This window comes from Oxalicibacterium faecigallinarum (assembly GCF_014635705.1).
Lineage (GTDB): Bacteria > Pseudomonadota > Gammaproteobacteria > Burkholderiales > Burkholderiaceae_D > Oxalicibacterium > Oxalicibacterium faecigallinarum.
Genome location: NZ_BMDI01000002.1, coordinates 723270 through 746928, shown reverse-complemented (window position 1 = coordinate 746928; position 23659 = coordinate 723270). Strand labels below are relative to the sequence as shown.

General features: G+C 55.2%; 26 protein-coding genes and 1 pseudogene. 10 read left to right on the top strand and 17 right to left on the bottom strand.

All coding sequences use genetic code 11. The features are described from left to right. Positions 1 to 180: pseudogene (locus IEV29_RS13535) on the top strand (methyl-accepting chemotaxis protein); the annotation flags it as partial. Positions 181 to 444: 264 nt separating this feature from the next. Here the strand turns inward: IEV29_RS13535 and orn are convergent. Then, on the bottom strand, positions 445 to 1026 hold the full coding sequence (gene orn, locus IEV29_RS13530; RefSeq protein ID WP_188381799.1) for an oligoribonuclease: 582 nt from the start codon (positions 1024 to 1026) through the stop codon (positions 445 to 447). Positions 1027 to 1085: 59 nt separating this feature from the next. Here orn and IEV29_RS13525 point away from each other — a divergent pair, with 59 nt between their 5' ends. From IEV29_RS13525 to trpS, 7 genes are all read left to right on the top strand, one after another. Beyond that, positions 1086 to 2351 carry a M48 family metallopeptidase gene (locus IEV29_RS13525; protein ID WP_188381798.1) on the top strand — a complete coding sequence of 422 codons (1266 nt, stop codon included), beginning with the start codon at positions 1086 to 1088 and terminating at the stop codon, positions 2349 to 2351. After that, the gene (locus tag IEV29_RS13520; protein WP_188381797.1) at positions 2348 to 2695 is read left to right on the top strand and encodes a 4a-hydroxytetrahydrobiopterin dehydratase; all 348 of its coding nucleotides are present in this window, start codon (positions 2348 to 2350) and stop codon (positions 2693 to 2695) included. Before IEV29_RS13525 ends, IEV29_RS13520 begins: the two co-directional genes overlap by 4 nt. Before the next feature lie 3 nt (positions 2696 to 2698). Further along, on the top strand, positions 2699 to 3589 hold the full coding sequence (rsgA, locus tag IEV29_RS13515) for a ribosome small subunit-dependent GTPase A (protein ID WP_188381796.1): 891 nt from the start codon (positions 2699 to 2701) through the stop codon (positions 3587 to 3589). A 131-nt stretch (positions 3590 to 3720) separates the two neighbouring features. Next, a complete protein-coding gene (argF, locus tag IEV29_RS13510) occupies positions 3721 to 4635 on the top strand; it encodes an ornithine carbamoyltransferase (protein ID WP_188381795.1) in 915 nt (304 codons plus the stop codon). Between the two features lie 54 nt (positions 4636 to 4689). Next, positions 4690 to 6030 carry an argininosuccinate synthase gene (argG, locus tag IEV29_RS13505; protein ID WP_188381794.1) on the top strand — a complete coding sequence of 447 codons (1341 nt, stop codon included), beginning with the start codon at positions 4690 to 4692 and terminating at the stop codon, positions 6028 to 6030. A gap of 24 nt (positions 6031 to 6054) precedes the next feature. Then, positions 6055 to 6369 carry a pyrimidine/purine nucleoside phosphorylase gene (gene ppnP, locus IEV29_RS13500; protein ID WP_188381793.1) on the top strand — a complete coding sequence of 105 codons (315 nt, stop codon included), beginning with the start codon at positions 6055 to 6057 and terminating at the stop codon, positions 6367 to 6369. Between the two features lie 260 nt (positions 6370 to 6629). Further along, complete coding sequence (trpS, locus tag IEV29_RS13495; RefSeq protein ID WP_188381792.1) at positions 6630 to 7664, top strand: tryptophan--tRNA ligase; 1035 nt, start codon at positions 6630 to 6632, stop codon at positions 7662 to 7664. A 67-nt stretch (positions 7665 to 7731) separates the two neighbouring features. Here the strand turns inward: trpS and IEV29_RS13490 are convergent, their stop codons facing one another. Together IEV29_RS13490 and murB are read right to left on the bottom strand one after the other, a co-directional pair. Beyond that, positions 7732 to 8355, bottom strand: a complete 624-nt coding sequence (locus IEV29_RS13490) for a DUF1294 domain-containing protein (RefSeq protein WP_229726416.1) — start codon at positions 8353 to 8355, stop codon at positions 7732 to 7734. Positions 8356 to 8357: 2 nt separating this feature from the next. Next, positions 8358 to 9386, bottom strand: coding sequence for a UDP-N-acetylmuramate dehydrogenase (murB, locus tag IEV29_RS13485; protein WP_188381790.1), 1029 nt, complete (start codon positions 9384 to 9386; stop codon positions 8358 to 8360). A gap of 138 nt (positions 9387 to 9524) precedes the next feature. Between murB and IEV29_RS13480 the strand changes: the two genes are divergently transcribed. Both IEV29_RS13480 and IEV29_RS13475 read left to right on the top strand, forming a co-directional pair. After that, entirely contained in the window at positions 9525 to 10010 is a 486-nt protein-coding gene (locus tag IEV29_RS13480; RefSeq protein WP_188381789.1) for a YajQ family cyclic di-GMP-binding protein, read from the top strand. Between the two features lie 61 nt (positions 10011 to 10071). Continuing rightward, positions 10072 to 10707, top strand: coding sequence for a retropepsin-like aspartic protease family protein (locus IEV29_RS13475; protein ID WP_188381788.1), 636 nt, complete (start codon positions 10072 to 10074; stop codon positions 10705 to 10707). Positions 10708 to 10775: 68 nt separating this feature from the next. On the opposite strand, the gene IEV29_RS13470 is transcribed toward IEV29_RS13475, so the two are convergent. From IEV29_RS13470 to IEV29_RS13405, 14 genes are all read right to left on the bottom strand, one after another. Then, the gene (locus IEV29_RS13470; protein ID WP_188381787.1) at positions 10776 to 11972 is read right to left on the bottom strand and encodes a DesA family fatty acid desaturase; all 1197 of its coding nucleotides are present in this window, start codon (positions 11970 to 11972) and stop codon (positions 10776 to 10778) included. Between the two features lie 104 nt (positions 11973 to 12076). After that, a complete protein-coding gene (locus tag IEV29_RS13465) occupies positions 12077 to 13447 on the bottom strand; it encodes a mechanosensitive ion channel family protein (RefSeq protein ID WP_188381786.1) in 1371 nt (456 codons plus the stop codon). Beyond that, positions 13447 to 14703: an RsmB/NOP family class I SAM-dependent RNA methyltransferase gene (locus tag IEV29_RS13460; protein WP_188381785.1), complete on the bottom strand. Its 1257-nt coding sequence runs from the start codon at positions 14701 to 14703 to the stop codon at positions 13447 to 13449. Before IEV29_RS13460 ends, IEV29_RS13465 begins: the two co-directional genes overlap by 1 nt. Before the next feature lie 67 nt (positions 14704 to 14770). Further along, complete coding sequence (purN, locus tag IEV29_RS13455; protein ID WP_188381784.1) at positions 14771 to 15388, bottom strand: phosphoribosylglycinamide formyltransferase; 618 nt, start codon at positions 15386 to 15388, stop codon at positions 14771 to 14773. 103 nt (positions 15389 to 15491) lie between these two features. Continuing rightward, positions 15492 to 15890 (bottom strand): barstar family protein, encoded by a 399-nt coding sequence (locus IEV29_RS13450; protein WP_188381783.1) that lies wholly within the window; start codon positions 15888 to 15890, stop codon positions 15492 to 15494. A gap of 33 nt (positions 15891 to 15923) precedes the next feature. Beyond that, positions 15924 to 16298, bottom strand: coding sequence for a guanyl-specific ribonuclease (locus IEV29_RS13445; protein WP_188381782.1), 375 nt, complete (start codon positions 16296 to 16298; stop codon positions 15924 to 15926). 60 nt (positions 16299 to 16358) lie between these two features. Then, positions 16359 to 17600 carry a patatin-like phospholipase family protein gene (locus IEV29_RS13440; protein WP_188381781.1) on the bottom strand — a complete coding sequence of 414 codons (1242 nt, stop codon included), beginning with the start codon at positions 17598 to 17600 and terminating at the stop codon, positions 16359 to 16361. Positions 17601 to 17666: 66 nt separating this feature from the next. Continuing rightward, the gene (ggt, locus tag IEV29_RS13435) at positions 17667 to 19460 is read right to left on the bottom strand and encodes a gamma-glutamyltransferase (protein WP_229726402.1); all 1794 of its coding nucleotides are present in this window, start codon (positions 19458 to 19460) and stop codon (positions 17667 to 17669) included. Positions 19461 to 19581: 121 nt separating this feature from the next. Then, on the bottom strand, positions 19582 to 20238 hold the full coding sequence (adk, locus tag IEV29_RS13430; RefSeq protein WP_188381780.1) for an adenylate kinase: 657 nt from the start codon (positions 20236 to 20238) through the stop codon (positions 19582 to 19584). Positions 20239 to 20435: 197 nt separating this feature from the next. After that, positions 20436 to 21185 carry a 3-deoxy-manno-octulosonate cytidylyltransferase gene (gene kdsB / locus IEV29_RS13425; RefSeq protein WP_188381779.1) on the bottom strand — a complete coding sequence of 250 codons (750 nt, stop codon included), beginning with the start codon at positions 21183 to 21185 and terminating at the stop codon, positions 20436 to 20438. A gap of 24 nt (positions 21186 to 21209) precedes the next feature. Further along, positions 21210 to 21392: a Trm112 family protein gene (locus IEV29_RS13420; protein WP_188381778.1), complete on the bottom strand. Its 183-nt coding sequence runs from the start codon at positions 21390 to 21392 to the stop codon at positions 21210 to 21212. Beyond that, a complete protein-coding gene (gene lpxK / locus IEV29_RS13415) occupies positions 21373 to 22401 on the bottom strand; it encodes a tetraacyldisaccharide 4'-kinase (RefSeq protein ID WP_188381777.1) in 1029 nt (342 codons plus the stop codon). Before lpxK ends, IEV29_RS13420 begins: the two co-directional genes overlap by 20 nt. A 45-nt stretch (positions 22402 to 22446) precedes the next feature. Next, positions 22447 to 22881, bottom strand: coding sequence for an ExbD/TolR family protein (locus IEV29_RS13410; RefSeq protein WP_188381776.1), 435 nt, complete (start codon positions 22879 to 22881; stop codon positions 22447 to 22449). A 12-nt stretch (positions 22882 to 22893) separates the two neighbouring features. Then, entirely contained in the window at positions 22894 to 23505 is a 612-nt protein-coding gene (locus tag IEV29_RS13405; RefSeq protein WP_188381775.1) for a MotA/TolQ/ExbB proton channel family protein, read from the bottom strand. Positions 23506 to 23659 lie beyond the last annotated feature (154 nt).

The following is a 23659-nucleotide window of genomic DNA, read 5'->3' as shown; positions in this document are numbered from 1 at the left end:
GCAAGTCAGGAGCAGACCGATGGCATCGAGCAGATCAATCAGGCGGTGATGCAGATGGATACGGTGACCCAGCAAAATGCAGCGCTGGTAGAAGAAGCGGCTGCCGCTGCGGCGTCATTACAAAGTCAGGCATCAAATCTGTCGCAGGTTGTCAGCGTGTTCAAGCTCGGACGCGCATGACAGCCGGTATCCGGCAGAACATGGATCGCAAGCTGTCATCGCGAAACTGGCCAAGAAGGATCCTGTGTCATCAACATCGGAAGACAACTGGGAGCAGTTCTGCACCGAAGAAGCTTACGCTAGCGCACGTCATTGCCGCGATGAAAAAGGCCACTGTGGATGTGGTCACAGTGGCCTTCGTCTCGTACTCATTGGCCGAATATCAGAAACCATGCTGCCGATCACGGCGATCTAACAGCAAAGTTACTCGACCGAATACACGCGTTATTCTTTGATGAAATGTTCGCGGTAGTATCGCAACTCTTCGATTGATTCGATGATGTCGGCCAGGGCCGTATGCTTCTGGTGCTTCTTAAAGCCCGATGCCAGTTCCGGCTTCCAGCGCTTGCACAGCTCCTTGAGGGTCGACACATCGAGATTGCGATAGTGGAAAAATGCTTCCAGCTTTGGCATGCCACGTGCCATGAAGCGACGATCCTGACAAATCGTATTGCCACACATCGGCGACTTGCCGGCCGGCACATACTTTTTCAAGAATTCGATCAGGGCAGCTTCCGCATCGGCTTCGCTGACCGTTGAGTTTTTCACGCGATCGATCAAGCCCGAGCGACCGTGTGTGCCCTTGTTCCAGGCATCCATGCCGTCCATGATTTCATCCGGCTGATGGATCGCAAATACCGGGCCTTCGCCAATAATGTTGAGCTCCGAATCAGTCACCACAACGGCAACTTCAATAATGCGATCTTTGTCAGGATCAAGTCCTGTCATTTCCATATCGACCCAGACCAGATTGAATTCATTGGGACGCAATGGCGTGATGGATGCCGATTCATTCGCTTGTGACATAATTGATTTCCGTAAGTCAGTAATAGCCGTTCAAGCCGCCATTTTCTCACAGGAAAAGAATGACATCATTTGCTTTTACCGTTTTGTTCGTCGGCTTTCTGCTTCTCAGCATCGTCGTTCGATTCTGGCTGGCATCGCGACATATTCGCCATATTCAGCAGAATCGCGCCGCGGTGCCCGCGCAGTTTGCGGGCCGTATCCCGCTTGAAGCACATCAGCGTGCCGCCGATTACACCGTCGCCAAAACCAAATTCGCGCTGTTTGTCGTGCTGCTCAATGCTGCGGTCCTGATCGGCTTTACCCTGATGGGCGGCCTGCAATGGCTGTCCAGTACTTCGCTGGATATCTTTGGACCGGGCATCCGCTATCAGCTTGCGCTGGTATTGGCGTTTGCCGTCATCTCAGGCCTGATCGAGTTGCCGTTCGATTACTTCCGCCAGTTCCGTCTGGAAGCTGCTTTCGGCTTCAATCGCATGTCGCCTGCCCTGTTCTTTACGGACATGATCAAGAGCACGCTCATCTCGCTGGCGCTCGGCCTCGGTCTGGTCTGGATCACTTTGCTGCTGATGGACAAAGCTGGTGCATTGTGGTGGCTGTATGCATGGTTTGTCTGGTGCGGTTTTCAATTACTGATGCTGGTATTGGTACCGCTCTTCATTGCACCGCTTTTCAATAAGTTCAAACCGCTGGAAGATGAAAGCCTGAAAACGCGCATCGAAAATCTGATGAAGCGTACCGGCTTCTCCGCCAGTGGTCTGTTTGTGATGGACGGTTCGCGTCGCAGCGCACATGGCAATGCCTATTTCTCCGGCTTTGGTGCAGCCAAGCGCATTGTGTTCTTTGACACGCTGCTCGAACGTCTGGCACCACATGAAATCGAAGCCGTACTGGCACATGAACTGGGCCACTTCAAACTCAAGCACATCGTCAAACGCATCGTGATGATGTTTGCGGCTTCACTCGTCTTTCTTGCTCTGCTCGGCTATCTGAAAACGCAAACATGGTTCTATACGGGGCTGGGCGTTGAGCCGATGCTCAATGCCAGCAACGATGCCATGGCGCTGTTGCTGTTTGCGCTGATCCTGCCGGTATTCTCGTTCCTGCTGTCGCCGCTGACGTCGCTCGGCTCGCGCAAGCACGAGTTTGAAGCCGATGCCTTTGCAGCCCGGCATACCAATTCGCAGGATCTTGTTTCGGCGCTGGTCAAACTGTATGAAGACAATGCATCGACGCTGACGCCTGACCCGCTGCATTCCGCGTTTTATGATTCGCATCCGCCGGCCAGCGTCCGCATCAACCGCCTCCTTGCGGGCGGCGCTGCATGACCAGCACAGCAACACTGCGCGAACGACAGTGCACGCCTCAACAGGATGCACTGTCCGATGCGCAAGTCACGGCACTGCTACCGTTACTGGATGGCTGGCAACGCGATCATCAATCCATCACCCGGACCTTTTCCTTTCCTGACTACGTCGCTACGCTGGCGTTCGTCAACGCGATTGCCCCCATGATTCACGAGCAAGACCACCATCCCGAACTGACCGTCACCTACAACCGTTGCGTCGTGCGTTACAACACGCACTCCGTCAATGATGGCAAAGGCGGCCTGTCCGACAACGATTTCATCTGCGCCGCGCGCATTGATGCCATTTACCAGCAAGCGGCCTAATTCATGACAACCATGCAGGGCACCGTCATTGCGGCGCACGGCCGCCATTATCTGGTACAGGCAGGACAGGAAAAATGGCAATGTGTCACACGCGGCAAGAAAAGCGATGTCGCTGTCGGTGACCGTGTCGAGGTCAAGCAGACATCCGACAATCAGGGTGTGATCGAAGCCATCGTCGAACGCGAGACACTGTTGTACCGCTCCGATCAATACCGTTCCAAACTGCTCGCAGCCAATGTCGACCAGCTGTTCATCGTCGTTGCCACCGAACCGAGCTTTACCGACGATCTGGTCTCGCGAGCCTTGGTCGCAGCCGAAGCGGCTGGCGTCCAGGCGCATCTGATCCTCAACAAGATCGATGTCTCGGAGAATCTGGCACGCACCCGTGAGCGTGTGGCCTTGTATGCACGGCTGGGCTATCCCGTGCATGAAGTATCGGCACAGGAACAGCCGGATCAGACACGCGACACCCTGACACCATTATTGCAAGGTCACCGCACCATCCTGATCGGCCAATCCGGCATGGGCAAGTCATCCATCATCAACCTGATCGTGCCGGACGCCGATATTGCCGTACGCGAAATCTCCGCCGCGCTCGATACCGGCAAGCACACCACAACCTTTACGCGCCTGTATCAGATTGATGAAAAAACGGCGATCATCGACTCTCCTGGCTTTCAGGAATTTGGTCTTTATCATCTGACCGAAGGCATGCTGGAACGCGCCTTCCCGGAGTTTCGCCCCCGTTTGGGTGGCTGCAAGTTCTACAACTGCCATCACGTCAGCGAGCCGGATTGTGCGATCCGACTCGCCGTGGAAACCGGCGACATCCACCCGATGCGCCACGCCTTGTATCTGCAGCTTTTGCATGAATCCTCGCAAAAACTCTACTGACTTCAGGGCGAACAACCCTGCCTGCTCAGAGGAAATGTCCGGTTTTGAGTGGCTTTCAGTGAAAAATCCCTTATAATTTAAGCAGTTATCACAACCGGCGGCAGGCGCCAACCTAGCCGCCGTTTTTAATTATGGCAATCAAACATTTTCTGCAGTTTTCCGATCTGACGCTGGAAGAACTCGAATACGTCATTGCACGTACCCACGTCATCAAACGAAAATTCAAGAATTACGAACCGCATCACACGCTGGCGGACCGCACGCTGGTGATGGTGTTCGAAAAAAATTCTACCCGTACGCGCCTTTCGTTTGAGGCGGGCATGCACCAGCTTGGTGGTGCCGCCATCTACCTGAACACGCGTGACAGCCAGCTCGGCCGTGGCGAGCCGGTAGAAGATGCCGCACAAGTCATGTCACGCATGTGCGACGTCATCATGATCCGTACCTTCGGTCAGGAAATCATCGAGCGTTTCGCCGCCAATTCGCGCGTGCCGGTGATCAACGGCCTGACCAATGAACATCATCCTTGTCAGGTACTGGCCGATGTCTTTACCTATATCGAACATCGCGGTTCGATCAAGGGCAAGACCGTGGCATGGGTCGGCGATGCCAACAACATGCTGTATTCATGGCTGCAGGCCGCGCAGGTGTTCGGCTTCCACGTAAACGTTTCTACCCCGAAACGCTACGAAATCGACCCTACGCTGGTCGCTGAAAACAACACGCATTACACGCTGTTCAATTCACCTTCCGACGCCTGCCAGGGTGCGCATCTGGTCACGACCGATGTCTGGACCAGCATGGGATTTGAAGAAGAGAATGCGGCACGTCTGAAAGCATTCAAGGGCTGGATAGTCGATGCGGAGAAAATGCAGCGCGCGCAACCGGATGCCCTGTTCATGCATTGCCTGCCCGCGCATCGCGGGGAAGAAGTCTCGGCAGAAGTCATCGATGGTCCGCAATCGGTCGTCTGGGATGAAGCCGAAAACAGACTGCACGTACAAAAGGCATTGCTCGAGTATCTTGTTCTCGGCAAACTCGACTGACCCCCATTTCGTTTCACCCAATACACACTTATTTCACGCAGCGAAGCAGAAACCATGTCCACCATTCTCCAATCCGTTCCCGTCAATCAAAAAGTGGGCATCGCCTTTTCTGGCGGTCTCGATACCAGCGCTGCACTGCACTGGATGCGTCAGAAAGGCGCGATTCCTTACGCCTACACCGCCAATCTGGGACAACCGGATGAAGCCGATTACGATGCGATTCCAAAGAAAGCCAAGCAATATGGTGCAGAAGATGCACGCCTGATCGATTGCCGCGAACAACTCGCCGCCGAAGGGATCGCTGCACTGCAAAGCGGTGCGTTCCACATCACGACGGCTGGTCAAACATATTTCAACACCACCCCTTTGGGCCGCGCCGTTACCGGCACCATGCTGGTTGCTGCGATGAAGGAAGACAATGTCGACATCTGGGGCGATGGCTCGACTTTCAAAGGCAACGACATCGAGCGCTTCTATCGCTACGGCCTGTTGATCAATCCTGCCCTGCGTATCTACAAACCATGGCTGGATGACACCTTCATCAACGAACTCGGCGGCCGCAAGGAAATGTCCGAGTTCCTGATCAAGTCGGGCTTCGACTACAAGATGTCGGTCGAGAAGGCTTACTCCACCGATTCCAACATGCTCGGTGCAACGCACGAAGCCAAGGATCTGGAATTCCTGAACACGGGCATCAAGATCGTGCAACCGATCATGGGCGTGGCATTCTGGCGCGATGATGTCGAAATCAAACGTGAAGAAGTCACGATCCGTTTCGAAGAAGGTCGTCCGGTCGCATTGAATGGGCAAACCTTTGCCACCATGACCGACCTGATTCTGGAAGCCAACCGCATCGGTGGCCGTCACGGCCTTGGCATGAGCGATCAGATCGAAAACCGCATCATCGAAGCCAAGAGCCGCGGCATCTATGAAGCTCCCGGTCTGGCCTTGCTGTTCATCGCCTACGAGCGTCTGTTGACCGGCATTCACAACGAAGACACCATCGAGCAGTATCGCGAAAGCGGCCGCAAGCTCGGTCGTCTGCTGTATCAGGGCCGCTGGTTCGATCCGCAAGCCATCATGCTGCGCGAAGCAGCGCAACGCTGGGTTGCACGCGCAATCACGGGTGAAGTCACGCTGGAGCTGCGTCGCGGCAACGACTATTCGATCCTCAATACCGAATCGAAGAACCTGACCTACGCCCCAGAACGTCTGTCGATGGAAAAGGTCGAGGATGCACCATTCTCGCCAGCCGATCGTATCGGCCAGCTGACCATGCGCAATCTGGACATCACCGATACGCGTCACAAGCTTGGCATCTACAGCGATGTCGGCCTGCTGACCGGCAACACCTCCGTTGCACTGCCACGTATCGCAAAAGACAGCGACAAATAATTCACCCTCATTGATTCGACAACCATGACTACTCAATTCGATAACGTTTCCGTCGTCAAAAAAGCCAACATCTACTTCGATGGCAAATGTGTCTCGCACAGTGTGCTGTTCGCAGACGGCACCAAGAAAACCATCGGCGTGATTTTCCCATCCAAGCTGAAATTCAATACCGGCGCAGCAGAAATCATGGAACTGAATGCGGGCAAATGCCGTATTCTTCTGGCGGGTGAAACCGAATGGCAAACCTATGAAGGTGGCCAGCAGTTCAATGTGCCAGCCAATTCGAGTTTCGATATCGAAACCATTGAAACGCTGGACTACGTTTGCCACTTCGTCTGATCGATGCCGGCAACACTTTAGCGAAGCCCGGCTTGCTGCCGGGCTTTTTTCATGGTCAGTGCGGGAAATCGGCGACGGCTTGATGCTATACTGCCCGCCATGCAAAGCGGAATCCCATTTTCAGATTATCGTTGGTGGCGCGCCTGACCAAGGCGGCCCGTTTTCACACAGTTTCATAAAACGTGATGCCGCCAGTCCTGGCGGCATTGTTTTTTGATGTCAGTCAGGACTGGCGATCTTCCGAATACCACGGAGTAACCATGTCCCTGAATGCCTCTTCGTCAAGCACCCCTTCCCGTCCTATCGTTCTGACCGGCGATCGCCCGACCGGTCCCTTGCATCTCGGTCACTATATCGGCTCGCTGAAGTCACGCGTCGAGCTGCAACACACGGCGCAGCAGTTCATCCTGCTGGCTGATACACAGGCCATGACCGATAACGTTGGCCGTCACCAGCGCGTGACCGAAAACGTGATGGAAGTTGCGCTTGACTATCTGGCTGTTGGTATCGATCCGGAAAAATCCACCATCTTCATCCAGTCACAAATTCGCGAACTGTATGAATTGTCGATGGTACTGCTGAATCTGGTGACGGTGTCGCGGCTGGAACGCAATCCAACCATCAAGGAAGAAATTCGTCTGCGTGGTTTCGAGCGTGATATTCCTGCCGGCTTCCTGACCTACCCCGTCAGCCAGGCTGCCGATATCACCGCCTTCAAGGCTGTTCTGGTCCCGGTCGGAAACGACCAGTTGCCGATGATCGAACAGACGAATGAACTCGTACGTCGCTTCAACAATGTGGTCGGCAAGGATATTCTGGTCGAATGCAAGGAGCTGTTGTCAGCGACCAGCCGTTTGCCTGGTATCGATGGCAAGGCAAAGATGAGTAAGTCGCTCGGTAACTCGATCCCGCTGGGTGCCACCCCAGCCGAGATCAAGAAAGCCGTGAACAATATGTACACCGATCCCAACCATCTGCGCGTCGAAGATCCGGGTCAGGTGGAAGGCAACGTCGTGTTCTCCTTCCTCGATGCATTCGATCCGAACAAGGATGAACTGGAAGGACTGAAGGCGCATTATCGTCGTGGCGGTCTGGGCGACAGCGTCGTCAAGCGTCGTCTGGAAGCACAATTGCAAGCCATGATCGAACCAATCCGCACACGTCGTGAAGAATTCTCCAAAGACAAAGGCGAAGTGCTGGCCATGCTCAAACGGGGTACCGAGCGCGCGCGCGCCGTCGCTGCGCAGACGCTGTCCGAAGTCAATGCAGCAATGGGACTGAATTACTTCGACTGATGGATCGTCGCAGAAAACAAAAAGGGCGACAGACTATGCTGTCGCCCTTTTTGTTTTCTGCCCATATTCAGGCGCCACTCATCAGCAGCGCGCGCGCCGCACTGCCATAAGAAGAGAACAACCACACCACGCCCATCAGATGCAGCAGTACCGTGATCTTGTACATCGTCTGAAATGATGACTTGCCGGATTTATGGCGCAAGCGCTTTTGCGCAAACAATCCCGCTGGCCAGCCGCCCATCAGATCAAACAGATGCAAACGCGCTTCCGGGGTGCGCCAGGCTGCTTTCTGCGCCGCCTTTTTATCGATGGCATACGCAAAATAACTCAACAGATTGATTGCCGCCAGATAGCCGAGAAAATTCCACGGCAAGCTGCCGATCACGACAGACACAACCGCAACACTCACGTACAGCGAAGCCAGCCAGCCCCACAAGGAGTCGCCGCGATCTTTTCCCAGCGGTTTGTGCGATACGCTGCCGATCATAGAAGCGTATGCCACATCCTGCGCACATTCACGACCATTTTCCGTGCCGAGGCGATAGGTGACAACATCATTCAGAACCGGTCGCCGGCCACGCTTGGCAAAATTGTTGATGTGAACGAACACCCGCTTGTAATCGCCATTTTGCGAGATAAAGCCAAAGCCCTGCTCATCGCGCCACTCGATGATTTTTCCCTGAAATCGCATACTCAAACAAAAACCGGTTCCGGTTCCAGCGTCACACCAAAACGATCATGCACATCGGCTTGAATCGCCTGCGCCAACGCCATGATGTCAGCCCCGCTCGCACCACCGCGATTGATCAGCACCAGTGCCTGATTGGCATGCACCGCCGCCGCTCCTTCTTGCCGACCTTTCCACCCACACTGATCAATCAACCAACCGGCAGCCAGCTTGAAGCTGCCATCGGCTTGCGGATAGTTGACCAGATTCGGATAGATATCGAGCAATGCGGCGCGTTCGTGCGGTGACACGACTGGATTCTTGAAAAAACTGCCCGCATTGCCAATAAGACGTGGATCCGGCAATTTGCGCGAACGAATCGCAATCACGGCGTCCGCAATCTGTCTGGCCGACACTGCAGCGCCCTCTTCAGCCGATGGTTTCAACGCATCAGCCAGTTCACGATAGCTGGTTATTCCCTGCCATTGCGCCGGATGCGGACATAGAAAGGTGACAGACAACACCAGCCACTGTCCCGGATGACGTTTGAACACGCTTTCACGATAGGCAAAATGACACGCCTGCGCAGACATATGGCTGATAACGCCAGTCTGCCAGTCCAGTACTTCGACCGACTCGATGCGTTCACAGACTTCCAGTCCATACGCCCCGATATTCTGTATGGGTGCCGCGCCAACCGTGCCCGGAATCAGCGCCAGATTTTCCAATCCGGGAACATCCTGCTCCAGTAATGCCATGACGAATGCATGCCAGTTTTCACCAGCTGCCGCCGTTACACGAATGCCCTCTTCACTACTGCGATCAATCTGAATACCTCGTAGAGCGACCTGCACCGTCAGTCCCGGCACATCGCGCGTCAGCAGAATATTGCTTCCACCACCAAGAAAGAATGCGCCGCCATGGGCCTGACAGGCCGCAATCAGGTCGGGAATTTGTGCACGGTCATGCAGGACGGCAAATTGCTCGGCACGAGCCGCAATCCCGAAAGTGTTCAGGGATACCAACGATTTCGCCGATTCAAAAGAGAGTTTCATAGCCCGTCATTATAGGCCGCGCCTGCATTTATCGTTACCCTGCTTGCTTTCCGGCACCGTGTTTTGGACGGATTCGGTGTCCATGCGGTGATCGGCAGGCTAAAATGCGCGCTGAACAAAGTTATTCAGGAGAACAGCATGCCCTCATTTGATACCGTATCCGAAGCCAACATGGTTGAAGTCAAAAATGCCGTCGATCAGGCAAGCAAGGAAATCGGCACCCGCTTCGATTTCAAGGGCAGTGATGCCCGCGTCGAACAGAAGGACCGCGATCTGACGGTATTTGCAGATTCAGAATTCCAGTTGAATCAGGTCATTGATGTGCTGACCGGCAAGCTGACCAAGCGTAACGTCGATGTGCGTTTCCTTGATCGCGGCAAGATCGAAAAAATCGGCGGCGACAAAGTCAAGCAGGTCATCAAGATCAAGAATGGTATCGAGACGGAAACCGCCAAGAAGATCGTGCGCGTCATCAAGGACAGCAAGATGAAAGTACAAGCCAGTATTCAGGGCGATGCCGTTCGCGTTACCGGTGCCAAACGCGACGATCTGCAAGCAGCCATGGCCTTGCTGCGCAAGGAAGTTGCCGACCTGCCTCTGGAGTTCAACAACTTCCGTGACTGATCTACCGGCCCTTCCGGATCAACAGTCAGATTACTCATCTCTGTCCTGACCTTCGCCGACCATGAAGAAACTGCCGCTTGCCACTGCATTTCTACTTGTATGCAGCCCGCTGCTTCACGCAGCCGATATCAGTGTGGTCGGTCTGTTTCCCGGCAAGGCCGTTCTGGTCATCGATGGCAAGCTGCCAAAAACGTATTCGGTCGGCAGTGAAGTGGTCGGCGGCATCAAATTGATCGAGGTGAGTCAGACCACGGCAACCTTTGACACGAACGGCAAAAGACAACGCATCGACATCGGCGCCCATGTCAATCGGGTCGCACCATCTGGAAACGGTAGCGTGACACTGCGTGCCGATGCACGTGGTCAGTTCATCGCACAAGGACAGATCAATGGCGACACCATGCGCATGCTGGTCGATACGGGCGCGTCCATGATTGCCATTCCGGCAAACGAAGCTCAACGGCTCGGCATCAATTACCGCAGTGGCAAGCCGGTGCTGGTCAATACGGCCAATGGCGTGACCACGGCTTATCAGGTCGTTCTGAATAACGTCAAGATTGGTGACATCAGCGTCAACCAGGTCGATGGTGTCGTGCAGGAAGTCGGGCTGCCGTTCACGCTGCTCGGCATGTCTTTTCTCAAACGGATGGAAATGCGCCGTGATGGCGATGAAATGACACTGACCAAGCGCTACTGATCATCAAAACAAAAAAGCCGATACAGACGTATCGGCTTTTTTATCATCGGCCTCACGGCCAGTTTCGGTCAGGCGTAACTGCGCAGACGCAGCGAGAAATCACGCAGAGCGGAAATACCAGACGACTCTGCACGGGCGCACCAGTCCTGCAACTGTTGCAGCAACTGATCACGGCTTGCATGCGAACGCTCCCACAGGCTGCCCAGTTCCACACGCATTTCATGCATGGTCTTGAGCTGCGCGCTGTGCTGGAACAAGGTTGTCAGTTGCTCTTTATGCGGCTCTTGCAACTGGCTTGGCTCACGATGCAACAGCTTGCGGCTGGAACGCAGGAAACGCGATTCAAGCTTGGCTTTCTCTTTCAGATGCTGCAACTCTTCTGCCCAGATACGGCGTACCGATTTGGCATACGTTGCCGTGACATCATAGCGATTGGCAATCACCGACTGCAAGGTATCAAAATCCAGATGCAATTTGCTGCGATCGAATTTTGGTTCCGGCGCGACTTTCTTCACTTTGGCCAGGCCAACCGCAGACAGCATGCGGATATACATCCAGCCGATATCGATCTCATACCACTTGCACGAAAACTTGGCCGACGTGCCGTAAGTATGATGGTTGTTATGCAACTCTTCGCCACCGATGATGATACCGATCGGGAAGACATTGGTCGCTGCATCATTGCATTCGTAGTTGCGATAGCCCCAGTAGTGGCCGATACCATTGACCACACCTGCGGCCCAAAACGGGATCCACGCCATTTGCACCGCCCACACGGCCAGACCGACGACGCCAAACAGCAGCACGTCCAGAATCAGCATGATGGAAACGCCCAGTGCGCTGTGCTTGGTATACAGATTGCGTTCGATCCAGTCGTCCGGCGTACCGTAACCGTACTTCTGGAGAGTTTCCTGATTCTTTGCTTCCGCGCGGTACAACTCCGCGCCTTCAAAGAACACCTTCTTGATGCCTTTGACAACCGGGCTATGCGGATCGTCTTCGGTTTCGCATTTGGCGTGATGCTTGCGGTGAATTGCAACCCACTGCTTGGTGACCATACCCGTAGTCATCCACAGCCAGAAGCGGAAGAAGTGGCTGGCGATCGGGTGCAGATCAAGGCCGCGGTGCGTCGCACTGCGGTGCAAGTAAATGGTCACGCCGCAGATCGTAATATGCGTCACGATCAGCGTGAAAAAGAAAACTTCCCAACCAGTGAAATGGGTCAGGCCATTTGAAAGGAAATCCAATACTGCGTCCAAGATCATATCTCTCCGAGCGAATGCCAAAATCGGCATGGTCCATATCTGGTGCCGTTATCGCAAATTACGAGAGGCACAAGTGTAAAAATTACAGATGGATTGTAACGCCTTTAGGTCTGCAAGTCCTTGTTTGAAAAGGATTGTTGCGAATTTATGTGCGAATTCATGTTATTTCGGATCGCATTGTATTGCTCATCCATCAACCTTATTTCGCGACGTGCTGCCGGTACCTCAACTCCATTGGCCCTGAAGGCTTGCCAGATTGCACGATTGACATCGGAAGAAGCACCGCCTTTATGGTCTGGTGAATTGACAAAAAATCCAAGCTGCAACTCGATACCATCCGGCGTAAAGGACAAAACGGTCGCACCGGGGACACGATCCGGTCCCTTGCGAACACGCTCCACGCTGCGCGCAGCCTCTTCCAGAAGCCGCAAGGCCATTTCCACGTCCGACCGGTAATCGATGATGATGCGCGTTGTTGCCTGTACCACGTTGTCCGTCAACGTCATGTTTTGAACTGCAGCCGATACCAGCATGTCATTGGGCAAAACGGTATCTGTACCGTCGCCACCACGCAGCACCGTGTAACGCGTGTTGATCTGTGCCACCTTGCCACTGAACTTGTCTACCGTGACCGCATCGCCAATCGACAAGCTGCGTTCCAGCAGAATGACAAAACCGGAAACATAACTGCTGGCGAGCTTCTGCAAACCCAGACCCAGACCGACGCCAAGCGCACCACTGAATACGGACAATACTGTCAGATCGATACCGACCATCGACAGGCTGAACAGCAGGGCAACAAGAATCAGCAATCCCTTGCCCATGCGCGATAACACAGCCCGCATGGACGAATGCATGCTGCTCAACTTCATCAGTCGCTCTTCCAGCAAAGCCGATGCCCACAACGCCAGCAGCATGGTCACACTGACCGACACCACGGCTTGCAACACCGTCATCAGCGAAACGCGATTGCGTCCCAGCGGCACGTAGCTCGATTCGAGCGCATGCACGATCTCCGGCAGCAAACCGGTAAGGTGCAAGGCAACAATGATCCAGACCAACGTAGCAAAAGTGCGCTCAAACAGAATCACCGCACCGCCCACACGACCGCCGCGAACGAAGACACGATGCAGCAGATAGAAACCCATCCTGATCAGTGCGAACGAACCAAACAAAGGCATGGCCAGTCGCAACAAATCGACGCTATACCAGCGTTGCAGAAGCGCCGCGGACAACATCAACAGCAACGCCGTCAGCAACGGCCACAGAATGCGTTCCGCTGCCTCGGCAGCCAGACGACGACGGATGGAGTTTTCCTCGCTCTCGTGCGCCGTAATGGCATTGCGTACCAGCCGCGCCAGCATCCAGCCTGAACCGACACTGAATACGATCATCAGAAGCTGCCAGCGCAATCCCGGATTGCCGAGATCGGTCGACAGTTCAAGCCACAGCGAGGAAAGCAGGTTGTTATCCATTATTTCTTGCGTTCAAAAACCGCCGCAAAGAAGCCATCGGTCTGATGCTTGTGCGGCAGCAGTTTCAGATAATCATCCATCTCCAGCGCAACCTTCTGCTCCGCCAACACCTGATTCATTGGCAGCAAGGTAAAGTCATCGCGTGCTGCCAGAAACTGCGCAACGATGGCATCGTTTTCTTCATCCAGAATACTGCAAGTCGCATAGACAAGACGTCCACCCGGTTTGACCAGTCGTGCTGCCGCGCTCAAAATCGAAATCTGCTTTTCGTTAAGTTCAGACAATGCCTGCGGTGTCTGGCGCCATTTGACATCCGGATTGCGGCGCAAGGTCCCCAGACCGCTACAAGGCGCATCGACCAGTACGCGATCAATCTTGCCGGCAAGACGTTTTACCTTGGCATCATTCTCATGAGCAATCAGCACAGGATGCACATTGGACAGACCACTACGTGCCAGACGCGGCTTCAGCTTGGCCAGACGCTTGTCCGAAATATCAAACGCATACAAACGTCCCGTGTTGCGCATGGCGGCGCCCAATGACAAGGTTTTGCCACCTGCCCCTGCACAAAAATCGACGACCATCTCGCCGCGTTTTGCACCGACGATCTGCGACAGTAATTGACTGCCTTCATCCTGCACTTCGATCGACCCATTCTTGAACAAAGGCAGATTCTGCAGCGCAGGCTTCTTGATAACGCGAATACCCAAAGGCGCGTATGGCATCGACTCGCACAGAATCGGCGCCTGCGCCAGTTCGGCCACGACCGCGTCACGGTCCGCCTTGATGGCATTGACGCGCAGATCGAGCGGTGCCGGCTTGTTCATGGCCTGTGCCAGCTCCAGCGTCGCCGCCTCACCGTCACGCGCAACCAGTTTGTCGAACAGCCATTCAGGCAGATTGGCACGGAGTGCTGCAGGAAGTGTGCTGCGATCGATCTGCATCACACGCTCCAGCCAAACGCGTTCTTCTTCCGACAAACCACCCAGCGCATCCACACCCGCCGCATCAGCCAGGCCAAGCAAGGTCATGCGGCGCATGATCGTGCCTGTGCCGGATTCGGCAAAGTTGGTGTACACGGACTTGTTACGCAACAGTCCGTATATCGCCTCGGCAATCACGCCGCGCTCACGCCCGCCGAGTCGCGGATGCTCACGGAAATAACGCGACAAGGTGCCGTCCGCCGGGCCGGTAAAACGTAAAACCTCACGCAGCACTTCTTCCGTGCTACCAATGATCGCGGGAGGCAATCTCATGACTTTTCCTTCAACTAGATAAATGAATGCCTGTAAACCGGCAGTGTATCGATGAAACCGGACGCCGTTACGCTACACCGACCTCAGCAATCCGGACAATTCCGTCCACAATTGTCAGCCGGCCTTCAATAAACCAGCGCACCGCCTGCGGATAAATTTGATGCTCGTGTTCAAGAACGCGTGCAGCCAGCGTCTGTTCCGTGTCATCCGGCAAAACCGGTACGGCAACTTGCGCAACAATCGGGCCGTGATCCAGTTGCGGGGTCACAAAATGGACGGTCGCACCATGAATGCGTACACCAGCCTTCAGCGCCTGCCGATGCGTCGCCAGACCAACAAAACTGGGCAACAGCGATGGATGGATATTCAACATGCGTCCCTGATAATGCTGCACGAATGCATCCGTCAGAATACGCATGAATCCAGCCAACACCACCAGATCGGGTGCGTGCGCATCAATGGCAGCCTGCAGCGCGGCATCAAATGCCGCCCTGTCCGGATACGCGTCACTGGGAATCACGATGGTTGGCACGCCTTGCTGCGCGGCAAAAATCAGACCGGGCGCATCCGCCCGATTACTGATCACGGCAGCAATCTCAACCGGCCATTGTTCATCTTGTGCGGTACGGAGGATGGCTTGCATGTTGCTGCCCCGTCCCGAAATCAAAATGACGATTTTCTTCATGGCGCGCATTGTACCGCAGCGCCCCCTGCCAAGCCCAGAAGCAATAACGGCCGCCCGCAGGCAGCCGTTATAAACCGGTCGCCATCCGGCGACAGGCAGCAGATTACTGAAACGAATAAAAGACGCGGAACGCTACTTTCTTGTCAGCCCAGAAATCAGCCGCATCGCGGAATACGTCCAACAGTGTTTCGCGTGCTTCCTTATCGAATTTGGGTGTATTCGGCAATTGCTCAAGCACCACCAGAAACCCGGGTTGCGGACCGGCCTTGTGCGCCAGACTCGTGAGGCAATCAGACAGGGCATCGAAATTCTTGCCGAAATGCCTTGGAAAATGGAACGCTTCTGCAATTGCAGCCAGCACCTGCTGTTTGGTCGTGGCATGCGCGCAATGGGCATAGAGGAAGTGCTGCCCCAGAGTCGCAGCTTCGGTCTGCAAATCAGTGACGCGAAATGCACGTATCGATTGCACGACATTCGGCGGGACGGTTTTGAACAAACTCATGTAATCCTATCTCCAGCAAATAAACCTGACCGCTTACTCGCTCACACGACGAAATGTACGGTAATGATCAGCCGTGTAATACACCTCTGCCGTTGATTGCGGCTCACCGCCTGTCACCAGACGTCTGGCACCCCGATGCCGCACATACGGTGTTTTTACGGTGAATTCGCGATAATACCCGCGCTTGCGTTGGGGTAAAACCTTTTCGTAGTTTCCAAACACCGATCCGTCCTTTTCGTAAGGAAATGGCCCTCCAGCCCGGATCAGTTGTAGCGTTTCGCGCGCCTCAGCCGGCAAATCACGATAGCTGACCGTGCCGGAAACGCCACTTTCGAACGAAAATGCATTAAAAGAAAGTAATAATGTAGCGAAAAACAGCCAAAACCGTGGAATTAATTTATTGCTCATTTTCATTTTTGTTGGTTTTCATATAATTTTTGAACCTTGCGTTGGTACTAAAAGCCCTGATCAAATCAGGCCAGGCTTCAGCGACGCTCTACTTTCTCCTTCGACCCACCGCGTTTCGTCTTCCGTTGCGGCCGTACAGTCAAAAAACCGCAGGATTTCATTCTTGTGCGCCTGCGCATCCTTGCGTCCCAGAGCCATCAATTCGTGGGTATAACTGCGCTCAAACAGCAAATACGATGCCAGTGCCGCGCCTCGCAACTCGGTGGCACCAATACCGCTTAGCAGCATGCGTACCGGACGCGGCAAGCTCCCAACATGCTGACTGGCAATGGTATCAAGCCGTTCGGACGGCACAATTGCCAGCATTTCCACTGGTCGCAAGGAAGTTTGTGCACGCTGCTCCGGCGTCAAAACGGACAAAGTCTGGTTGACACGATTGAGTCGCTCGATATCACCGGCAATACTGTCCAGAAAAATGCTCGACATGGCATGGCCGGCGATCTGGGCCAGACTCGGATATTGCGCATGCATGCCCGGATCGATGGCCGGCTCCAGCAAACGCCCCGCACCGATCACCAACACCTTGTCCGCCCCCAGATGAATAGCGGGTGAGATCGGCGCGATCTGGCGCATCGAACCATCGCCGAAATACTCACGTCGCCCTTCGCAATACAAGGGTGTTGCCGGAAAGATCAGCGGAATGGCGGACGACGCCAGCAGATGATCGATACCGATCTGACCGCGTACTGAAACCCGTTGCGTGCGTACCCAGGGCTTGATGTCTGCTTCTGTCTGATAAAAGGTGATGTGGCGGCCCGCTGTATAAGACGATGCCGTAATCGCCAACGCATGCAACTTGCCGTCATTCAGCGCCGCATCCAGCCGCGGCAGATTCAGCATGCGATTAAGCAGACTGACCAAGGGGGTGTTGTCGAGCAGGGAAACGGGCGGATTGGCCTTCCATGATCGCAGCAGCCAGCCGAAAGAAAACAAGGTCAGCCAGCGTGCGCCCGAACGCAGTACTCCTAACGAATCAGCGCGATAAACCTGTTCTGCGGTGATGTGCTCCCATGCGCCAACGATCCGTTGCAAGCCATGATTGAAATCGTCCGCATGGCAAGCCAGTGCCGTCGCATTGATTGCACCGGCAGACGTGCCGCAAATAATGTCGTATGGATTACGTTCCGGCTGCCATCCCGATTCGATCAGGATGTCATTGATCGCATGCAAAACGCCAACCTGGTAGGCCGCACGTGCGCCACCTCCCGTCAATACCAGACCTGTTTTTTTCCTGTCTCCCATGCGCCTCATTATTCAAGCGTTTGTGTTTCGGAGCAAGCCTTCACCTCTCTATCCAAACGCAGGGAATCATTCGCCTGCCGCAATACCCTCCCGACGGGGATCGGCCCCACCAAACCACAACTCTTCACCATGAATATTCAATCGCATCAGGCCATGCAAACCCGAGGTTTGTTCTTCCACGACGACATCATGGCCGCGCGCTTTCAGTTCGGCAATCAGCTCTGGCGACACCCGCCCCAGCTCCAGTTCTGTCGGGCCGTTCCGACTGCCAATGTTCGGCAGACTGATCGCCTGCTGCACATTGCGTTGCCAGTCCATCGTCCCGACCAGTGTCTTGGCAACGTAATTGATGATGGCCGAACCGCCTGGTGAACCAAGTGCCATCACCAGTTTGCCGCTGGATTTTTCGAAGATCAATGTCGGTGCCATGGAACTGCGCGGCCGCTTCCCTGCCTCTACCCGATTGGCGATCGCCCCATGTTCATCCGCAGGCAAGCTGGAAAAATCGGTCAGCTGGTTGTTGAGCAGGAAACCACCGACCATCTGACGCGCACCGAAACCGTTTTCGATCGTAGTCGTCATTGCCACCACATTGCCATAGGCATCGGCGATCGACATATGCGACGTGGAGGGACGCTCACTTGCCTGATCCGAACCAAACGCCAACGGCTGGGCGAACGGCTGCCCTGCCACGGCCTTGCCCATCGACCGCTCACCAATCAATGCAGCGCGTTGCGCCAGATAGGTTTTGTCCAGCATTGGCATGCCGCCACCTGGCAACGGGACAAAATCGGGGTCGGCAATATAACGATTGCGATCCGCGTATGCGAGGCGCCCTGCTTCGCTGAATAAATGCACTGCCTGCGGCTGCAGAGCGTTGCCGTCAGGTGGCAAGTCTTGTATCTCGGTGTGCGCCAAGATTCCCAGCATCTGCGCGATCGTGAGCGCGCCAGAAGACGGCGGCGGCATGCCGCATAAACGCCATAACTTGTATTCACTACACAAAGGTTCGCGCTGTTTAGAACGATACGCATCCAAATCAGCGATCGTCATTAATCCGGGATTGGTCGCGTGCGCGCGTACCTTGTCGACAATCGACTGTGCAATCTCGCCTTGGTAGAAGGCATCGGCGCCACCTTTGGCTACCATCCGCAAGGTCGCTGCCAGTTCCGGATTTTTCAGCAGATAGCCGACAGGTCGTGGCTTGCCGCTGGCATCGTAGAAGTAAGCGGCAGCCACCGGGTCCTGCCGCAGTGCGTCTTCCTTGCTCAGCAAGGTTGCCAGACGTGGACTGACCTCGAATCCCTCTGTCGCCAGACCAATCGCCGGTTCGAATAGCATCGCCCACGGTAACTTGCCATGCAAACGATGCGCATCTTCCAGCATGCGCAGCACGCCCGGCACACCAACGGAACGACCGCCGATCACCGCCTCGTAAAACGACATTGGCGTGCCATCTGCCTGCATAAAGAGGTTTTGATCGGCTGCAGCCGGTGCCGTCTCGCGGCCATCGAATGCCTGCACACGCTTGCCATCGAAATGCAGGAGGAAGGCACCACCACCGATCCCCGACGATTGGGGCTCGACCAACGTCAACACCATCTGGACTGCAATGGCCGCATCGACTGCAGAACCGCCGCGTTTAAGAATGAGATTCCCGGCTTCGGCCGCCAAGGGGTTGGCAGCGACCACCATATGCTTTTTGGCAAACCAGCCCTGTTTTTCCTGATAGCCGCTGGCGCCCTCTGGTGCCAGAGTGGGTGACGCAACCTTGGGTTCGATGGTGGCGCATCCGAGCAGCAAGGCTGTACATGACGCCATACCCAGAGCAAGAAGGGGACGAAAAGAAAACGGCGGCATCACGACTCCTGCAAAATAAACAACACCTGCAGTGTAACGCGTCTGCTGCATCGCACCAAAGCCGGCCAAAAATGAAAAAAGCGGACATCGAGTCCGCTTTTTTTTTATCGAGAGGGCTGAATCAGCCTTCGAGTGCCGCGAACGCGCTGTCGCGAATCTGATCAACCGGGCCCACGCCTGCAATCTTGCGGTACTTTGGCGCACCAGCTTCACCGGAAGCAGCCCATTGGTTGTAGTAACCAACCAGCACTTCGGTCTGATTGTGATAAACCGACAAACGCTTTTTGACGGTTTCTTCCTTGTCGTCATCACGCTGGATCAGTTCTTCACCCGTCACGTCATCACGTCCTTCGATTTTGGGCGGATTGAATTTGACGTGATAGGTACGGCCGGACGCAGGATGCACACGACGACCGCTCATACGCTCGATGATGGCGCTGTCCGGCACATCAATTTCGAGTACGTAGTCAATGGCAACGCCCGCTTCCTTCATCGCATCCGCTTGCGGAATCGTGCGCGGGAAACCGTCGAACAAGTAGCCGTTGGCGCAGTCATCCTGCTTCAGACGGTCTTTAACCAGACCGATGATGATGTCGTCGGAAACCAGACCACCTTCATCCATGATCTTCTTGGCAGCCAGGCCAAGCGGCGTGCCTTCCTTGACCGCAGCACGCAGCATGTCGCCGGTCGAGATTTGCGGGATGTTGAATTTGTCCTTGATAAAACCAGCTTGCGTGCCCTTACCGGCACCAGGCGCTCCCAAAAGGATCAGGCGCATGAATTATTCCTAAATGAATTTGAATCGATGACTGCAGGGGCCATGACAGGCCCGGAGGAAAGTCTGAATCACGGATTGGCTTGTCAGCAGAGCACGGAATTTACCACAAAAAGCAGGCAAAACCCGGCTTTCATAGCAAATCGACAACCTGGCAAGCACCAGAAAGGAGCGCACCGGAACAAGAGACGACCACGATATCAGACGTAATGACGTCGCACGCGCTCCAGATCTTCGGGCGTATCGACACCCGCAGCCGGGGCTTCGTTTGTTACGTGCACGGCAATCGGAATACCGTGCCAGAGCACACGCAACTGCTCAAGTGCCTCGATCTGTTCGATGGGCGACAGCTCCAATTTGGGATAAGCCTGCAGAAAATCATTGCGATAGGCGTACAAGCCGATATGCCGCAACGGCGCGTAGCCGGTCGGCAGCGCTTCTTTTGACTGCGCAAAGCCATCGCGATGCCAGGGAATCGTCGCTCGTGAGAAATACAGGGCCCGACTGGCACGATCCAGCACCACTTTTACGACGTTGGGATTGAATGTCTCGGCAACGTCGTGGATCGGATGTGCGGCGGTCGACATCGGCACGTCGTTACCGATCAATTTCGCGGTTGCGGCAATCAGGTCAGGGTCGATCAGGGGTTCATCACCCTGGACGTTCACGACGACGGCATCGGCAGGCAAACCAATGGCCGCTGCCACTTCTGCAATGCGGTCCGTACCCGATGGATGATCGCTGCGCGTGATGCAAACCTCGACGCCATGCACGTTGCACGCAGCAACGATATCGGTGTGATCCGTCGCCACAATGATGCGATCCGCGCCGGACTGCGCTGCGCGTTCCGCCACCCGCACGACCATTGGCTTGCCGCCTAAATCGGCGAGCGGCTTGTTCGGCAAGCGAGTGGAAGCAAGACGGGCGGGAATGATGACGGTAAAAGACATGCAGACATCCGAAAACGGGAAGAATCAGTCGGCTGCCGAAGCAACCTGCAAATCACGCGCCTGATCAGCCCACATGATCGGAATGCCATCGCGAATCGGGTACGCCAGACGATCTGCCTTGCAGATCAGTTCCTGCGCTTTTTTGTCATGGTCAAGCGGACCTTTGCAGATCGGGCAAACCAGAATATCAAGCAATCGAGTGTCCACGGAGTTTCTCCACTATACGTTCGGCAAAGGCGCCGTCGATCTGCGCCGTCACGGGCACGACCCAGATGCGCGGATCGTTTTTCAGGGTTTCATGTTGCCGACATTTTACTGCATCCTTCTCCGTGATCAGGATGATCTCGGCAGTCGAATCCGCAAAGGGATTGTTCGCAAAATCGTGGTGGTCCGGCAAGGCCATCGTCTCGAACTGCAAACCGGCTTCGCGCAGCATGTTGAAGAACCGTGCCGGATTACCAATGCCTGCTGCCGCCAGCAGCGACGCAATACCAGCGAACGAAGTTAGCGGACGTGTTTGCGCAGGATCGCTCAACTGTTCTACCTGATCGGCACGCAGATGCATCGCAATCGCATCCGCCGCGACACCCGGCGCAGGCAGACCACCGTTCACCACCGTGAAATCGCCTTGCCGCGAGGCCGGCTCACGTAGCGGGCCAGCGGGCAACAACCAGCCGTTGCCGATTCCGCGCTGATCGAACAGAACAATCTCGATATCGCGCACCAGACGGTAATGTTGCAAGCCGTCATCGGAAATAATCACATCAACCTGTGGATGCGCTGCCAGCAATGCCAGACCCGCCGCGACACGATCACGCCCGACCACAAGCGGACATTGCGCACGCTGTGCAATCAGCAAAGGCTCATCGCCCACATCCTGCGGCGATGACAGCGTCGTCACATTCTTGACCAAGCTATTGTCTGCGCCATATCCACGCGAAATCACGCCCGGGTGAAACCCCGCCTCGCGCAAGGTATGCACCAGCCAGATGGTCAGTGGCGTCTTGCCGGTACCACCGACAAAGATGTTACCAACCACGATGACTGGCACCGGCAGACGCTGTCTTTTTTCCGGGTGATCGAGATAGGAACGACGGCGAGAGTTTGCCAGATGATGGAACAGGCAGGACAACGGCAACATCGCATGCGCAAACAGACCGCGCTGCATCCAGCTGCGCGTCAGAAAGTTTTCGAGTCGGGAATGTCGTCGGGCCAAGTCACGCTCCGTGCAACGGCATAGTGAAAACCGCAGCCAAGAGAATTACTTCTTGCCGCGCGTTTGCGCCACAAAGGTGACCTTGGCGTAACCGGCGATACGCGCCGCATCCAGCACATTCACCACGGTCTGGTGCGTTGCCGTGGCATCCGCTGCAATTGCAATGACCGGATCAACATTCTTGGGGCCGGACGCATTGACGACGGCAACCAGTTCGGCTGCCAGCGCTTCGGCATTCTGCACTGGTACACGATTGTTATTGATCGTGTAGCGGTTCTGCGAATCGATACCGATGTTGATCTGCAGCGGTTGCTCCTGCTGCTTCTCGGCATCTGCCGTCGGCAATGTGATCTGCAAGGCAGTGAACTTGCTGAAGGTCGTGGTGACCATCAGGAAGATCAGGATCACAAGCAGCACATCGATGAACGGGATCAGATTGATCTCCGGATCTTCGCGGCCGTGGCGCTTACGAAAGTTCATGCGCGCTCGACCTTACCTGCGATTGCCGTGGACGATATCGACAAACTTGACTGCCTGTTGCTCCATCTCCACCACGAACGTATCGACCAGCGCACGGAAGTGACGATAGAACACCAGTGCCGGCATCGCAATCGCGATACCGAAGCCCGTGTTGTACAAGGCAACCGAAATACCATGTGCCAATTGGCCAGGATTGGAGCCCGTGCCCGATGCATTTTGCGAACCGAAGATTTCGATCATGCCCACGATGGTGCCGAACAAACCCATCAGAGGTGCCAGCGAAGCAATCGTGCCCAGCGTCGTCAGAAAACGCTCAAGCTCATGCGCCGTTGCCTGCCCGGCTTCCTCAATCGATTCTTTCATGATCTCGCGCGGCGCATCCACATTGCGCAAGCCGGCAGCAAGCACGCGACCAAGCGGCGAATTCTGTTCCAGTGTCGCGACGACATTGGCATCGATCTTGCCGTTCTGATAGACACGCACGACTTCCTGCAACAGCGTGGGTGGCAGGATGCGATTGCGGCGAAGATACAGCAGACGTTCAACGATCAAGGTCAGGGCGATGACCGAAGCCAGCAGGAGAAAGTAGATCGGCCAACCTGCCGCGTGAATGATGGCGAGCAAAACAAGCTCCTTCGTTGAATCAGGGATGTGAAGAGTTACGGATGAAGAATGTAACGTTTTGACCGGGCCGAGGCAAGGGCAAACCCGCACCACACCTGGAAATAGTCATGCACAGCAACATCGCAGAGGCCAATTCGCTCAGTCCAAACAGCCG